Annotated in this window: 17 protein-coding genes; 13 read left to right on the top strand and 4 right to left on the bottom strand. The window is 68.3% G+C overall.

All coding sequences use genetic code 11. From position 1 onward, the window contains the following. Nucleotides 1-21: 21 nt before the first annotated feature. Genes BIZ42_RS04485 through recO form a run of 4 tightly spaced genes read left to right on the top strand, consistent with a single transcriptional unit; the run spans nt 22 to nt 2725 of the window. A complete protein-coding gene (locus BIZ42_RS04485; protein WP_046273302.1) occupies nt 22-405 on the top strand; it encodes a DUF4845 domain-containing protein in 384 nt (127 codons plus the stop codon). Then, nucleotides 395-1075, top strand: coding sequence for a ribonuclease III (rnc, locus tag BIZ42_RS04480; RefSeq protein WP_070425666.1), 681 nt, complete (start codon nt 395-397; stop codon nt 1073-1075). Before BIZ42_RS04485 ends, rnc begins: the two co-directional genes overlap by 11 nt. Then, complete coding sequence (gene era / locus BIZ42_RS04475) at nt 1072-1968, top strand: GTPase Era (RefSeq protein ID WP_019183449.1); 897 nt, start codon at nt 1072-1074, stop codon at nt 1966-1968. The genes rnc and era overlap by 4 nt, the downstream gene beginning before the upstream one ends. 31 nt (nt 1969-1999) lie before the next feature. Then, nucleotides 2000-2725, top strand: coding sequence for a DNA repair protein RecO (gene recO / locus BIZ42_RS04470; RefSeq protein WP_070425665.1), 726 nt, complete (start codon nt 2000-2002; stop codon nt 2723-2725). A gap of 69 nt (nt 2726-2794) precedes the next feature. Here the strand turns inward: recO and BIZ42_RS04465 are convergent, their stop codons facing one another. After that, nucleotides 2795-3529 (bottom strand): response regulator, encoded by a 735-nt coding sequence (locus BIZ42_RS04465; protein ID WP_070425664.1) that lies wholly within the window; start codon nt 3527-3529, stop codon nt 2795-2797. A gap of 137 nt (nt 3530-3666) precedes the next feature. Here BIZ42_RS04465 and rlmD point away from each other — a divergent pair, with 137 nt between their 5' ends. Further along, entirely contained in the window at nt 3667-5001 is a 1335-nt protein-coding gene (rlmD, locus tag BIZ42_RS04460) for a 23S rRNA (uracil(1939)-C(5))-methyltransferase RlmD (RefSeq protein WP_070425663.1), read from the top strand. Here rlmD and BIZ42_RS04455 read toward each other — a convergent pair whose 3' ends face one another. Then, entirely contained in the window at nt 5002-5613 is a 612-nt protein-coding gene (locus BIZ42_RS04455) for a hypothetical protein (protein ID WP_070425662.1), read from the bottom strand. Between the two features lie 80 nt (nt 5614-5693). Here BIZ42_RS04455 and BIZ42_RS04450 point away from each other — a divergent pair, with 80 nt between their 5' ends. The 8 genes from BIZ42_RS04450 to BIZ42_RS04415 all read left to right on the top strand — a co-directional run bounded on the left by BIZ42_RS04450 (nt 5694) and on the right by BIZ42_RS04415 (nt 11451). Then, a complete protein-coding gene (locus BIZ42_RS04450; protein ID WP_070427444.1) occupies nt 5694-6197 on the top strand; it encodes a CYTH domain-containing protein in 504 nt (167 codons plus the stop codon). 45 nt (nt 6198-6242) lie between these two features. After that, entirely contained in the window at nt 6243-6935 is a 693-nt protein-coding gene (locus BIZ42_RS04445) for a DsbA family oxidoreductase (RefSeq protein ID WP_070425661.1), read from the top strand. Between the two features lie 67 nt (nt 6936-7002). Then, nucleotides 7003-8010, top strand: coding sequence for a beta-N-acetylhexosaminidase (nagZ, locus tag BIZ42_RS04440; protein ID WP_019183442.1), 1008 nt, complete (start codon nt 7003-7005; stop codon nt 8008-8010). Further along, nucleotides 8010-8564: a hypoxanthine-guanine phosphoribosyltransferase gene (locus BIZ42_RS04435; RefSeq protein ID WP_019183441.1), complete on the top strand. Its 555-nt coding sequence runs from the start codon at nt 8010-8012 to the stop codon at nt 8562-8564. The genes nagZ and BIZ42_RS04435 overlap by 1 nt, the downstream gene beginning before the upstream one ends. Beyond that, entirely contained in the window at nt 8564-9310 is a 747-nt protein-coding gene (locus BIZ42_RS04430) for an S-methyl-5'-thioinosine phosphorylase (protein ID WP_070425660.1), read from the top strand. Before BIZ42_RS04435 ends, BIZ42_RS04430 begins: the two co-directional genes overlap by 1 nt. Before the next feature lie 88 nt (nt 9311-9398). Further along, nucleotides 9399-9605 (top strand): cold-shock protein, encoded by a 207-nt coding sequence (locus BIZ42_RS04425; RefSeq protein ID WP_019183439.1) that lies wholly within the window; start codon nt 9399-9401, stop codon nt 9603-9605. 63 nt (nt 9606-9668) lie between these two features. Beyond that, on the top strand, nt 9669-10925 hold the full coding sequence (locus tag BIZ42_RS04420) for an NAD(P)/FAD-dependent oxidoreductase (protein ID WP_070425659.1): 1257 nt from the start codon (nt 9669-9671) through the stop codon (nt 10923-10925). Between the two features lie 256 nt (nt 10926-11181). Next, nucleotides 11182-11451, top strand: coding sequence for a hypothetical protein (locus BIZ42_RS04415; protein WP_019183437.1), 270 nt, complete (start codon nt 11182-11184; stop codon nt 11449-11451). A gap of 44 nt (nt 11452-11495) precedes the next feature. Here BIZ42_RS04415 and pdeM read toward each other — a convergent pair whose 3' ends face one another. Together pdeM and BIZ42_RS04405 are read right to left on the bottom strand one after the other, a co-directional pair. Continuing rightward, nucleotides 11496-12140: a ligase-associated DNA damage response endonuclease PdeM gene (gene pdeM, locus BIZ42_RS04410; protein WP_070425658.1), complete on the bottom strand. Its 645-nt coding sequence runs from the start codon at nt 12138-12140 to the stop codon at nt 11496-11498. Then, nucleotides 12130-14577 carry a ligase-associated DNA damage response DEXH box helicase gene (locus BIZ42_RS04405; RefSeq protein ID WP_070425657.1) on the bottom strand — a complete coding sequence of 816 codons (2448 nt, stop codon included), beginning with the start codon at nt 14575-14577 and terminating at the stop codon, nt 12130-12132. Before BIZ42_RS04405 ends, pdeM begins: the two co-directional genes overlap by 11 nt. Nucleotide 14578: the final 1 nt, after the last annotated feature.

Raw genomic sequence — 14578 nt, 5'->3', positions numbered from 1 at the left:
CGCGTATCTGGGGAGAACGCAATGAAGAACATGACATCGCAGCGCGGCATCACCTTGACCTCGTTCCTGGTGGTGCTGATCGTGGTCGCCTTCTTCCTGTACATCGGGATGAAGCTGTTCCCGATGTACCAGGAGTATTACGCCGTGCGCACGGCGCTGAAGAGCCTGGCCAAAGAGCCGGGGGTGGCCAACATGGAGCCGGCCAGGGTCCAGGAGCTGTTCTTCAAGCGCATCCACATGAGCTATTCCGAGAATCTCAAGCCCTCCGATATCAAGTTCGACCGCATCGACGGCGGCTGGAACTTGAAGGTCAACTACGAAGTGCGCCGTGAGCTGATCGGCAATCTCGACGTGGTGGGCAAATTTGACACCAACCAGGATCTGACTCTCCGCGGTGCCGACTAAGACCTTCCAACGCGGTGACCTGATCGGTCACGCCTTCAACGATCCGGGCCTGCTCCAGCAGGCGCTGACGCATCGCAGTGCCGGCACGCCCAACAATGAGCGGCTGGAATTCCTCGGCGACAGCATCGTCAACATGATGGTGGCCCAGGCGCTCTACGAACGCTGGCCCAAGGCCGACGAGGGCGCGCTGACCCGCGCCCGTGCCGAACTGGTGCGCGAGGGCGCGCTGGCGGTGATCGCGCGCGAGCTGCACCTGGGCGAGCGCCTGATCCTGGGCCCGGGCGAGATGAAGACCGGCGGCCATCGCCGCGACTCCATCCTGGCCGATGCGCTGGAAGCGGTCGTCGCCGCGATTTACCTCGATGCCGGCTTCGCCGCCTGCCGGACCGTGGTGCTGCCCTGGTTCACCGCCTCGATGCACGCCCTGCCGGCCACCGGCAAGCCGGAGAAAGACCCCAAGACCCGGCTGCAGGAATGGCTGCAGGCGCGGCAGAAGGCATTGCCCCTGTATGAGCTGGTGTCAGAATCGGGTGACGATCACGCCAAGACCTTCCGGGTACGCTGCGGCGTAACCGACCCCGCTGTCAGCACCGAAGGCGAAGGTGCCTCGCGACGGCTGGCCGAACAACAGGCGGCTGCCGCCGCCCTCGAGCAACTGGATTCCAAGTGAACGAAGCAACCCCCCATCGTTCCGGCAGCGTGGCCGTCATCGGTCGCCCCAACGTCGGCAAATCCACCCTGACCAACGCCCTGGTGGGCGCCAAGGTCAGCATCGTCTCCAACCGGCCGCAGACCACGCGGCACCGGCTGCTCGGCATTGCCAGCTACCCGGAAGGGCAGATCGTGCTGGTCGACACCCCCGGCCTGCACCGTGCGCAGAAGCGCGCCATGAACCGGGTGATGAACCGCGCCGCGCGCGGCTCGCTCGAGGGCGTGGACGCGGGCATGCTGGTGATCGAAGCCGGCCGCTGGGACGAGGAAGACACGCTGGCCTTCAACGTGCTCAGCGACTCGGGGATCCCGGTGGTGCTGGTGGTCAACAAGATCGACCGGCTCAAGGACAAGGGCGCGCTGCTGCCGTTCCTGCAGCAGGTCACCGAGGGCCGCACGTTCGCCGCGGTGCACCCGATCTCGGCGCAGAAGCGCAATGGCCTGGAATCGCTGGTCCGCGACCTGATGAAGCTGTTGCCGGAAGCCCCGCCGATGTTCGGCGAGGACGAGATCACCGACCGCAGCCAGCGCTTCCTCGCCGGTGAGCTGGTGCGCGAGCAGCTGATGCGCCAGCTCGGCGAAGAACTGCCGTATGCGACCACGGTCGAGATCGAGCGCTTCGTCGAGGATGGCAACCTGCTGCGCATCGGCGCGGTGATCTGGGTCGAGCGCGAAGGCCAGAAGGCGATCGTGATCGGCAAGGCCGGCACCCGCCTGAAGGAGATCGGCGCCAAATCCCGCCTGCAGATGGAACGTCTGTTCGGCGCCAAGGTCTTCCTGGAAACCTGGGTCCGGGTGCGCGAAGGCTGGTCCGACGATGAAGCCGCGCTCAAGGCGTTCGGCTACGAATAAGCCGGCCCCTCCAACCCCGGGCGGTTGAACCATGCGCATCGAGGATGAGCCGGCGTTTGTGCTCCATGCCCGCCCGTGGCGGGAAACCAGTCTGCTCGTGGAGGTGCTGACCGAGCAGTACGGCCGGATCGGGGTGCTTGCCCGAGGCGTATCCAGCCCGCGCAGCCAGGCGCTGCGCGCGGCCCTGCAGCCATTGCAGTGGATCCGCCTGACCGCCGTGCAGCGGGGCGAGCTGGCCCAGCTGCGCGGGGCCGAGGCCCTGGACGCTGCGCCACGCCTGACCGGCCAGGCGATGCTGGCCGGGTTCTACATCAACGAACTGCTGATGCGGCTGGCGCCCCGCCAGGACCCGCTGCCCGAGCTTTACGACCATTACGCGCAGGTCCGCGCACGGCTGCGCGATGGCGAGCCGCTGGCCTGGACCCTGCGCCGTTTCGAGCGCGACCTGCTGGCGGCCCTGGGCTTCGGCTTCGATCTGCTGCACGGCAGCGATGAGGCGCCGGTCGACCCGGCCGCACGGTATGAGCTGGACCCGCAGGAGGGGCCGCGCCGGCTGCTCAGCGACCGCGGTGTGGATCAGCGCCGTGGCACCGCGACCGGCAGTGCGTTGCTGGCGCTGGCCGCCGATGAACTGCCCGGGCCCGAGGATCTGGGCAGCCTGCGCCGGCCGATGCGCGCGGTGCTGATGCACCACCTGGGCGGGCGAGGGCTGAAATCCTGGGAAATGCTGGAGGACCTGGCGCGACGGGGCACCTGAGCGCAGGCGGCCCGCGGCGCCGTTTCGGGGGGACTCACGCGGCAACGCTGCACGCGCTGCCGCCCGTGCTCACTGCAGCAGGGCGTCGACCGCCACGCGAAAGCGGCTCTGCGCCCCGGTGGAGTCCGGGGCCTGGTGCAGCTGGCGGACCGCCCGGGCCAGGCGCGCGGCGCCGACAAATCCGCAGCTGGCCTGCAGCCGATGCAGCTGGCCGCGCAGGGCCCGCACATCGTCCTCGCGCAGGGCCTGGGCCACCGCGTCGCGAACCCCGGGCAACTCGGCCAGGAACAGCTCGCGCAACGCGATGAGGTGGTGGCGCTGCCCGTTCAGCGCGGCCAGGGCCGTGGTTTCGTCCCAGTCCTGGCGCTCGCCCTCCACCTCCTCGGCGTCGGCAAGCACCGGGGCGGACAGGCTGCCAGCGGTATGCACCAACGCGCGGCGGACGGCCTTGAGCAGGTGCTCACGGCTCAGCGGCTTGACCAGGGTCTCACTGAAGCCGGCATCGCGCAGCCGCGAATGGATCGAGGTGTCGCCATCGGCGGTATGTGCCAGTGCCGGCGTGTCCGGCCGCGAGCGGCGCAGCTCCTGCAGCAGTTGGGTGCCGTTACCATCGGGCAGGTTGACGTCGATCAGCCACAGATCATGTTGGTTGCCACGGGCGCGGTCCATGGCCGTGGCCAGGGAATCGGCGGTATCCACCTGCGCCGGCAGGGTTTCCAGCGCGGCCTTGAAGAAGCCGCGGCTGATGGTGTCGTCCTCGACGAGCAGGAATCGGGGCATGGGATCCCTCGGGGTCATCTGCATTGGGGCTGCCTCCATGTCAGCTGCGCCCATATTAAACGCGAAGTCCCCGCCTGCAAGCGGTTTCAGCGGGCGGCAAGTCAGTTGGCAGTTGGTATCTGCGACAATACGCACCCTTTTTGCCCGCAGCCTGTTGCCACGTGGCCCGAACCCGCTCCCGCCTCGACCGTACTCCCTTCCAGACCGACATCCTCGACCTCAGCCATGATGGCCGTGGCGTTGCCCGCCGCGACGGCGAGGGTGGCAAGGTCACCTTCATCACCGGCGCGCTGCCCGGTGAGGTGGTGACCGCCGAGCCGACCGCGCGCAATCGTCATTTCGATGAAGCCCGGACCATCGAGGTCGTCCAGGCCTCGCCGCAGCGGGTGACCCCGCGCTGCCCGCATTTCGGCGTCTGTGCCGGCTGCGTGCTGCAGCACCTGGAAGAGTCGCAGCAGATCGTGGCCAAGCAGCGGGTGCTGATCGACAACCTGACCCGGATCGGCCACGTCACCCCGGGCACGGTGCTGCCGCCGCTGGTGGGCGACAGCTGGGGCTACCGCCGCAAAGGCCGCTTCTCGGTGCGCCGCGTCGAGAAGAAGGACAAGACCCTGGTCGGCTTCCGCGAGCTGGACCCGCGTTTCGTCGCGGACCTGAGCCAGTGCCTGACCGTCATTCCGGAAATCGGGATGAAGGTCGGCGTGCTCTCCGAGTTCATCGAGACCCTGGACGGCAAACGCGACATTCCCCAGATCGAATTCATCGCCGGCGATGACGCGATCATGCTGACCATCCGCCATATGCAGCCGCTCAGCGATGCCGACCGTGCCGCGTGGATCGCCTTCGGCCAGGCACACGGTTTTGCGATCTCGCTGCAGCCCGGTGGCGTGGAGTCGGTGCAGCCGCTGTGGCCGGCCGAGGTGCCGTTGTCGTTCAAGCTGGCGCCGTGGGATGTCGAGCTGGCGTTCCGCCCGCTGGATTTCATCCAGGTCAATGCCAAGCTCAACGTGCAGATGATCGCGCACGCGCTGGCCCTGCTCGATGCCGGTCCGGACGAGCGCGTGCTCGATCTGTTCTGCGGGCTGGGCAATTTCACCCTGCCGCTGGCGCGCACCGTGCGCAACGTGGTCGGCGTGGAGGGTGATGCCGGCCTGGTGGCGCGTGCGCGTGAGAACGCGGTGCGCAACGGGCTGGAGAATGCCGAGTTCCATGCCGCCGATCTGACCCAGGACCAGCGCCAGGCCTCGTGGATGCGCCAGGGTTTCGACAAGCTGCTGCTGGATCCGCCGCGCTCGGGCGCCATCGAAGTGCTGCAGCAGCTGCCGCTGAAGCAGTTCAAGCGCATCGTCTACGTGAGCTGCCATCCGGGCTCGCTGGCGCGCGATGCCGGCTACCTGGTCAACGAGCAGGGCTTCACCCTGGTCTCGGCCGGCGCGATGGACATGTTCCCGCACACCGCGCACGTGGAAAGCATCGCGGTGTTCGAAAAGCGCTGATCAGCGCCCGTCCCCGGGCGCGGCGTTCTGCCACTGGCCGTGTGCGTCGAACACATAGGTCTGCGGTTCGGTGCCGCGCCCGGTCGCATCCCCGGCGGTGACATTGCAGCGGATCTCCGGCGCCTGGGTGCTGCGCAGTTCGCAGTCGTCGATCGCGAAGATCTGCAGGCGCTGCTGGAACGCGCGCAGTTCCTCGCGGGTGGCGGCATCGTCGATCGATGCGGCACGGCGATCGAGCTGCGCATTGAGCAGCTCGCGGACACGTTCGCGCGGGGGCACCGGCGCGTCGACATCGGCGCGCTGCATCGCCCAGCCCATGCCCTGTGGAACGAAGCGCAGCATGCGGTAGCGGTTCTTGAGGCCGATCTCCATGCCGACCAGGCAGTCGTATGCACCGGCGAGCGTGGTGCTTGCCCAGCACGGGCCATGTTCGAACCGGCGAGGGGTGAACATCGACTGCAGCAGCAGATCCTGGGTAGAGGCGGCCGGCGTCTTTTCCGCCTCGACCATGGCCATCACCGCCGCCTCGATCTGTGCAGGCGTGGGCGGCGAGGCGGCGAGCGCGCCCAACGGCAGCAGGGTCATCAGCAGGGCGGGGAAGAGCGGTTTCATCGGGGGCATCCTTGCAAGGCAGCCGGGCAGTATAGAAGCACGCCGTGGCCGCGGTGCCGCGATCGCCGCATACTGTGCGGATGGGCATTGAAATCGAACGCAAATACCGCGTCACCGGTGAGGGCTGGCGCACCGCTGCGCACGCGGTGATCCCGATGGCACAGGGCTATCTCAACGACGCCGCCTCGCTGGAGAGCGGCGCGCAGAAGGCATCGGTGCGCGTGCGCATCCAGGGCGCGCAGGCCTTCCTCAACATGAAGTCGCGCGAGATCGGGCACACCCGGCAGGAGTTCGATTATCCGATCCCGGTGGAGGATGCGCGCGCGTTGCTGGCGCTGTGCGTCGGCGGGCTGATCGACAAGCGCCGGCACCTGGTCGAGCACGACGGGCTGCTCTGGGAGGTGGACGAATTCCTCGGCGAGAACGCCGGGCTGGTGGTGGCCGAAGTGGAGCTCGAGCACGCCGAGCAGACGGTCAGGCTGCCCGAGTGGGCAGGCGAGGAAGTCACCGACCAGGTGCGCTATTACAACCTGGCCCTGGCAGCGCACCCCTTTTCACGCTGGTCCAGCGCTGAACGCGGCTGATCCGCGGCCCTTGTGTAGCGGCCTTTCCGCCCACAATCTGGCCAGATGAAAATCGATATCTGGTCGGATGTGGTGTGTCCCTGGTGCTGGATCGGCAAGCACCGGTTCCAGCAGGGACTGGCGTTGCTCGGCGATGACGCGCCCGAGGTGGAGGTGCATTGGCACCCGTTCCTGCTCGATCCCGACGCCGGCACGGCCCCGGTACCGCTGCGCCAGGCGTACGCAGCCAAGTTCGGCAGTGCCGAGCGCACCGAACAGATCCTGACCCAGACCCAGGCCGCGGCGCGCGCCGAGGGCCTGCCGATGGATTTCAACCAGGGCCAGGTCCGGGTGACCACGCTGCCGGCGCACCGGCTGATGTGGCTGGCCGGGCGTGAAGGCGTCCAGGCCGAGGTCGGCGAGGCACTGTTCCGCGCGCATTTCGTGGAGGGCCGCAACCTGGCCGACCCCCAGACCCTGATCGCCGCCGGCGCCGCCGGCGGGCTCCAGGCCGAGCGCATCACCGCGCTGCTGGAAGGAGAGGAGGGGCTGGAGGAGATCCAGGCGCAGCTGGCGCAGGCGCAGCGCTTCGGCATTCAGTCCGTGCCCACCTTCGTGATCGACGATAAATACGCCATCCAGGGGGCCCAGCCACCGGAGGCGTTCGCCCAGGCCCTGCGCCAGATCGCGGCCGAACGCACGCCTGCAGCCCCTGCGGGGCACGGCGATGGCTGCGGCCCGGACGGTTGCGAGGTCTGACGCTGCGCGCGGGTTCTGCGACAATGCGGCAGTGCGCCATGGTGGCGCCCCGTATTGGAGACACCCCATGCTCGTGATCGGCGTTGCCGGGACCGAACTCACCGCCCAGGAACGCGAGTGGCTGCAGCACGACGCCGTGGCCGGCGTCATCCTGTTCAAGCGCAACTTCGCCTCGCGCGAGCAGATCGCCGAGCTCTCGGCGGCCATCCGCGCCGCCGCGCCGCGCCCGCAGCTGATCTGCGTGGACCAGGAAGGCGGCCGCGTGCAGCGCTTCCGCGAGGGCTACAGCGCGCTGCCGCCGCTGCAGGGCTTCGATGCGCTGTATGCCTCCGATCGCGAGGCCGCGCTGGCCCTGGCCGAGCAGCACGCCTGGCTGATGGCCAGTGAAGTGCGCGCCAGTGGCGTGGACCTCAGCTTCGCCCCCGTCGTCGATCTGGGCCGTGGCAACCTGGCGATCGGCAATCGCGCCTTCAGCGCGGACCCGCAGGTGGTCGCAGCGTTCACTGCCGCCTATGTGCGCGGCATGCACAGCGTTGGCATGGCCGCCACGCTCAAGCATTTCCCCGGGCACGGCACCGTGCTGGAAGACACCCATTTCCACGACGCCAGCGACCCGCGCTCGCTCGATGAACTGCGCGCGCTGGACCTGATCCCGTTCGCGGCCGGCATCGCCGCCGGCGCCGATGCGGTGATGATGGCCCACGTGGTCTACCCGCAGGTCGCGCCGGAGCCGGCCGGCTACTCGCCACGCTGGATCCAGCAGATCCTGCGCGAACAGATGGGCTTCCGCGGCGTGGTCTTCTCCGACGACATCGGCATGGCCGCTTCATTCGCCGCCGGTGGCGTGAAGGCGCGCGTGGATGCACACCTGGACGCCGGTTGCGACGTGGTGCTGGTCTGCCACCCCGAACTGGTGGAAGAATCGCTGCGCGCCGTCGAAGGTCGCACCCTCAACACCGCTGCGCTGCTCGGCCTGATCGGTCGCGGCGCGCTGGGCTGGGACGGCCTGCTGGCCGATTCCCGCCACGGCACCACCCAATCCCGTTTGCTTGACACCCTTGGAAGAACCGTCTGATGCCCAACCTCACCATTTCCCAGGCCCTGGCCCAGGCCGACCTGCTGGTCGACCGTCCCACCATCGACAAGGCCATCGCTGGCATCGCCGACGCCATCGCGCGCGATTACAAGGGCGAGGTCCCGCTGTTCCTGTCGATCATGCACGGCGCGCTGCCGTTCGCCGGCCAGCTCGCGCTGGAACTGGGCGCACGCGGCCAGGACGTGCAGTTCGATTACCTGCACGCCACCCGCTACCGCGGTGAAACCACCGGCGGCGACCTGGTCTGGAAGCACAAGCCGGCCACCGCGCTGTTCGGCCGCCGCGTGCTGCTGGTCGATGACATCCTCGACGAGGGCTACACGCTGCAGGGCGTGCGCACCTGGTGCCTGGAGCAGGGCGCCACCGACGTGCGCATCGCCGCGCTGACGGTCAAGCTGCACGACCGCGCGCTGCCGGACGTCAAGGCCGACTACGCCGGCATCGACCTGCCGGACCGCTATGTGTTCGGTTTCGGGATGGACGTCAACGAAACGCTGCGCTGCGTGCCGGCCATCTACGCGATGAAGGAATGATGGAACACATTTCCCTTGCCGTCATCGGCGGCACCGGCGTCTACAAGCTGGCCCAGCTCGACGATGTGAGCAGCCACCAGGTCCAGACGCGCTACGGCACGCCGTCCGGCCCGATCCGCGTCGGCACGCTGCTGGGTCAGCGCGTGGCCTTCCTGGCCCGCCATGGTGAAGGCCACTCGCTGCCGCCGCACAAGATCAATTACCGCGCCAACCTGGCCGCGCTGCAGCAGATCGGCGCGCAGCGTGTGCTCGCGCTCAACACGGTCGGCGGCATCACCGAACTGTTCGGCCCGCGCGTGCTGGCCTGCCCGGACCAGCTGATCGATTACACCTGGGGCCGCATCTCCACCCTGTGCGAAGAGCCGGGCACCGACGTGCTGCACGTGGACTTCGGCCACCCGTACACGCCGATGCTGCGCAGCAAGGTGCTGGCCGCGGCGAAGGTGACCGGCGTGCGCCTGCAGGACGGTGGCTGCTACGGCGCGACCCAGGGCCCGCGGCTGGAAACCAATGCGGAAATCGCGCGCATGCGCCGCGATGGCTGCGATCTGGTCGGCATGACCGGCATGCCCGAAGCCAGCCTGGCCCGCGAGCTCGGCCTGGACTACGCCTGCCTGGCGATCGTGGCCAACTGGGCCGCCGGCTGTGGCGATGGCGATGAAATCACGATGGCCGAAGTGCTGGCCAATGTGGACGCCGCCTCCTCCGGCCTGCCCGAATTGATCGGTGAATTGGCACGGGGGTGATTGTCATTACCGTACAAGGTTTGCATACTCCGCCAGTGCGCTGGTTGAGCGTACACCACCCATTCATAGAAGAAGGTCTCGCATTACCATGCCGAACGGTACCGTCAAGTGGTTCAACGACGCCAAGGGATTTGGCTTTATCTCGCCGGAGGACGGCAGCGCCGACGTCTTCGCGCACTTCTCCGCGATCAACTCCAAGGGCTTCCGCAGTCTGCAGGAAGGCCAGAAGGTCACCTATGACGTGACCCAGGGCCCGAAGGGCGCCCAAGCCTCGAACATCGTGCCGGCTGAGTGATTTTCTCGGCTGCGCATTGAAAACCCCGCTTCGGCGGGGTTTTTTTTCATCAGTGAGTCCCCCATGACCCCTCGTCGCACCATCGCCATCGTCGGTTACGGCACCGCTGGCCAGGCCCTGTCGATCCTGCTTTCACGTGACCATCACCAGGTGCACGTGTTCGAGCGCGCGGCGCGGCCCGGTCCGGTCGGGGCCGGCTTCCTGCTCCAGCCGACCGGGCTGGAGGTGCTCTGGCAGATGGGGCTGCTGCCTGCGGTGATGCAGCACGGTGCCCCCGTGCGCCGCCTGCACGGCCAAACCCCCTGCGGGCGCACGGTGATGGACATGCGCTATGCCGACTTGAATCCAGCGCTGCACGGCGTGGGCATGCAGCGCGGCGCGCTGTTCTCGCTGCTGGCTGATGCGTGGGAGCAGCCGGACAATCTGCAGCCCGCTACGTCCATCGTCGAGGTGGACACCGCGCAGGGGCGCGTGCGTGACGCACAGGGGCGCTGGCATGGCCCCTATGATCTGGTGATCGCCGCCGATGGCGCGGCCTCGTCGCTGCGCGCGCAGGTGCAGGGCACATCGCTTGACCGCCAATACCCGTGGGGCGCGCTATGGTGCCTGCTGCCGCGCGGCGATTGGCCGCACATCGATGAGCTGCGCCAACGCTATGTGGCGGCGCGCAAGATGATCGGGCTGCTGCCGGTGGGCACGCGACCCGGCAACGATGTGCCGCAGTTGAGCTTCTTCTGGAGCCTGCCACGCGACCGGTTCGCCCAGTGGGAGCGGGACGGCATGGCGCGCTGGCTGGATGAGATCGCTACGTTGTGGCCGCAGGCGCACGCGCGGTTGGCGGGCGTGTGTGAACCCACACAGTTGGCTCGCGCCGGGTATCGCGACGCGGTGCTCTCGCGCTGGCACCGCGAGCGGCTGGTGCTGGTGGGGGACGCCGCCCACGCGATGAGTCCCCAGCTCGGGCAGGGCGTGAACATGGCGCTGATGGACGCACTGGCATTGCGCGACGCACTGCGCGCGCACGCTGATTGCGACAATGCGCTGCAGGCCTACCAGGCACAGCGCCGCGCGCATGTAGCGATCTACCAGTACTGGAGCCGCTGGCTGACGCCGTTGTTCCAGTCCGAACGGGATGGCCTGGCGCGCGCCCGCGATGTGCTGTTCCAGCCGATGGGCCGCATCCCAGGCGGGCGTGGACACATGCTCCGCGTCCTCAGCGGAACGCAGCGCGGCTGGCTCGGCAGACTGCCGTTGTCGCCCGCGTTCATGCAGGCGATGCACGGGCTGCAGGACATGCGCGAGCGCGACGGCATCTGCTGATAACCCCGCGTAGCAGTGCATCGCAGCGGATGTGAAGGCGTGAATAACATCCATTGACGGTGGACTCACCGCCCACGTGGGACAACACTCAGGCAAACGCAGCGTGCATGTGGTTCATCCATGCGCGACCTGCTGCTTCCACGGACGCGCTGTCCGATGCCTGATCGCTTGGAGCCCCGCGACTGCGGGGTGGTAGGGTGGGGCTGCGTTTGCGACCTACGGTCCGGTGGACCGATCGCAACCCAAGGAGATTGAAATGCTGTTCTCGGCCGAAACTCTGGAAAGTGAAATCCGCAAACTGCGCGGACTGCTGCAGATGCTGCATGAGGATCAGCCGGACGTGATGGAAGACGTGTTCGAGTTCCATGTGACCAGCCTCATCACGCACGCTGCGCCGGAACACCACCCGCGCATCCGCAGCGCTGCCCATGAGATGTTGACCGCGATCCAGCGGCAACCGGTGCGGCCCAATCCGAATGCACCGGATATCCGGTTGATGCCCAGCTTGTTGGCCTCCGCTGCCTGATGCAGGCAAGGTAGCTGCGTCACCGACGTCGCGCGCTGTCCCGATCAGCGCGCCGGCAACGCGATGGCCTGGTCCTCGACGCAGGCCACCAGCCGTTCGCCTGAGGCCAGTACCGGTGCGATGCCGGCAGTGAAGCCCGAGAACGCCGGCAATATCGTCATTCCATCGCGCATCCAGAACGCTGGCCAACGCCGCTGCATGCCGGGCAAGCGGGCCAGCGGATGCAGGTGACCACACAGCACATGCAGCCCTGGCTGCGGCTGCGGTGCATGACGCAGCAGGAACGGTCCTTCCTGGATACGCTCGCCCAGCAGTTCGATGCCCAGGTCGGCCTTGGGCAGCACACGGTCATGATTGCCTTCCAGTGCGCCGATCCACAGCTGTGGATGCTGCTCGCGCCATCCCTGCCACTGGCGGTACCACGCAGCGCGGTGCGCAGCGCCATGCAGCACATCGCCGAGTATCCACAGATGGCGGATGGCGCGCTGCTGCACCACCGCGCCCAGACGCTGCAGGTCATCGGAGGTGCCCCCACTGGGCAGGCCGATGCCAGAACGCCGGAACAGATCGGCTTTGCCCAGGTGAAGATCGGCGATCAACAGTGCATCGCGCGCCGGCCAGTAGAGCGCACGCGCGCCAAGCAGATGGACGCTTTCGCCGGCGAGGGTGATCGGCAGTTCAGGCGCCATGGCGCTTCTCCAGTTGCTGTGCGGCGCGCAGGACGCGGGTCTTCCAGTCTTCGTTGCTGAGCTGGCCGCGCAACCGTTCCGCCCAGAGCGGGAAAGACAACGGTCCCAGGCTGGTCGGATGCTGCACGCTCAGCGTGCGGGCCTGACACCTCGACAGCGCACGCGCCAGGCTTGCCAGATCGAGTTGATCGTGCAGCACTTCGTGTTCGGCCAACGTCAGCAGGATGTGGTCCGGATCGTGCTGTCGCAGCACGTCGTACAGCAGCCCGCTGGAGGCCTGCAGCTGGCGCAGGCTGCGCGGTGTGCGGCCGGGCAGTGCAGGTACGAGCATGCCTGACACCCGCGCGATATCGCGGAACTGGCGCCGCGCCAGTTCACCCAGGTTGAGGCTCTCGCGCAGATCGGTGAGCAGTCCCTCCGGTGCCAGCAGGGTGCGCACGCGCGCTGCATCGAGTTCGACCGGGCGCGCCGGTGCGAGCACGAAGCCATAGTCGTTGGCCGCGTAGCCGAAGGTATTGCTGTGCTGCCGCGTCCAGCGCAATGCCATCAGCGCGGCCAGCCCTTCATTGACCTGGCGACCGGCGAAGGGATACACGAAGACGAACTGGCCATCGCGACGCCGCACGTGTTCCACCAGCAGCAGCTCCGGACCGGGCAGTGCGGACAGGCGCGTCTGCAGGGCCAGCAGCGGCGCCAGCCAGCGCATCTCCGGGCTGTCGGCAGGGCGGGCCAGCACCGTTTCCATTTCATGGCCCAGCGCGTCGGACAGTGGCAGCCGGCCGCCCTGCCAGCGCGGCACCACGCCATCGCCGCCCCGGGCCAGGCGCACATACGCGGTCAGGTTCTCCAGCCGCACCAGTTCCAGCAGGCGACCGGCGAACTGGAAGCGATCACCGGGGCGCAGCCGGCTGAGGAACTGCTCCTCCACCGCACCCAGCCGGCCGCCGCGCAGGAACTGCACCATGACACTGCCATCGCTGGTGATGGTGCCGATCGACAGCCGGTGCCGCAGCGCGACGCGACGGTCGTGCACGCGGTAGATGCCATCGTCATCGCGCACCACCTTGTGGAAGTCCGGGTACTGCGACAGCGCGCGGCCGCCCTGCACGATGAACTCGAGCACGGCCTCCCAGTGCGTGCTGTCCAGCCCGGCGAACGCGTGCGTGCGCCGCACCTGCTCCAGCAGCGCGTCCGGAGCGAAGCCGCCGCCCAACGCGCAGCTCACCGCGTGCTGCGCCAACACATCCAGCGACAATCGCAGCGGCCGGCGGGCTTCGATGTGCCCCTGGGCCAGCGCGCGACGCGCGGCGGCATACTCCACCAGCTCCAGCGCGTGCGAGGGCACGCACACGATGTGCCCGGATTCGCCGGGGCGATGCCTGGCGCGCCCGGCACGCTGCAGCAGCCGCGCGATGCCCTTGGGGCTGCCGATCTGCAGCACTTGGTCGACACTGGGGAAATCGACGCCGAGATCCAGGCTGGAGGTGGCGACGACGCAGCGCAGGCGGCCTTCGCGCAGGCCCTGCTCGGCGGCGCGGCGCAACGCCGGGTCCAGTGAGCCATGATGCAGTGCGAGGGTATCCGGGTCTTCCGGCCACACTGCCGCCAGTGCCTGGTGCCAGAGTTCGGCATGGGCGCGGGTGTTGGTGAACAACAGGCTGGTGCGCACCGTGAGCAGCTTCTCCAGCACGCGCTGCAGCTGCGACAAGCCCAGGTGGCCGGCCCAGGGAAAACGCTCGCCCTGCGCCGGCAGCAGTGTTTCCACGCTGACTGGACGCGGGCGTGCGCCGGCCACCAGCGGCGCGTCGGGCACGTCGGGCAACAGCACCTCGCGCGCCTCCTCCAGATTGCCCAGCGTGGCCGACAGCCCCCATACCTGCAGGGCGGGCAGGGCGTCGCGCAGGCGACGCAGATTCAACTGCAGCAGTACGCCGCGCTTGTTGCCCAGCAGTTCATGCCATTCATCCACGACCACGCAGCGCAGGTGCTGCAGGCGGGCCATCGTGTCGGGGTAGCTGAGCAGCAGGGCCAGTGACTCGGGCGTGGTCACCAGCACATCCAGCCGACCCTCGCGCGCCAGTCGCTTGTCGCGCGCGCTGGCATCGCCGGTGCGCAGGCCGACCTGCCAGTCCAGCCCGAGGGCGTCCAAAGGCTCGCGCAGCGCGCGCGCGGTATCGGCGGCCAGCGCCCGCAGCGGGGTGATCCACAGCACCTGCAGGACCGGCACCGGTGTCTTGGCACGGCCACGCGTGGTGCGTGGTGGCGGATCGTGCAGCGCCTGCAGCAGCGGCCCGCCGAACATCGCCAGCGTCTTGCCGCTACCGGTGGGTGTGTGCAGCAGGCCCGAGTCGCCCGCCAGGTAATGCTTCCACATCGCTTTCTGGAACGGCAGCGGCGCCCAGCCCCGGCTGGCGAACCACGCTGTCAGGCGGGCCATG

The organism is Stenotrophomonas sp. LM091 (genome assembly GCF_001806305.1).
Taxonomy (GTDB): domain Bacteria; phylum Pseudomonadota; class Gammaproteobacteria; order Xanthomonadales; family Xanthomonadaceae; genus Stenotrophomonas; species Stenotrophomonas bentonitica_A.
This window is presented reverse-complemented; position numbering and strand designations above follow the sequence as displayed.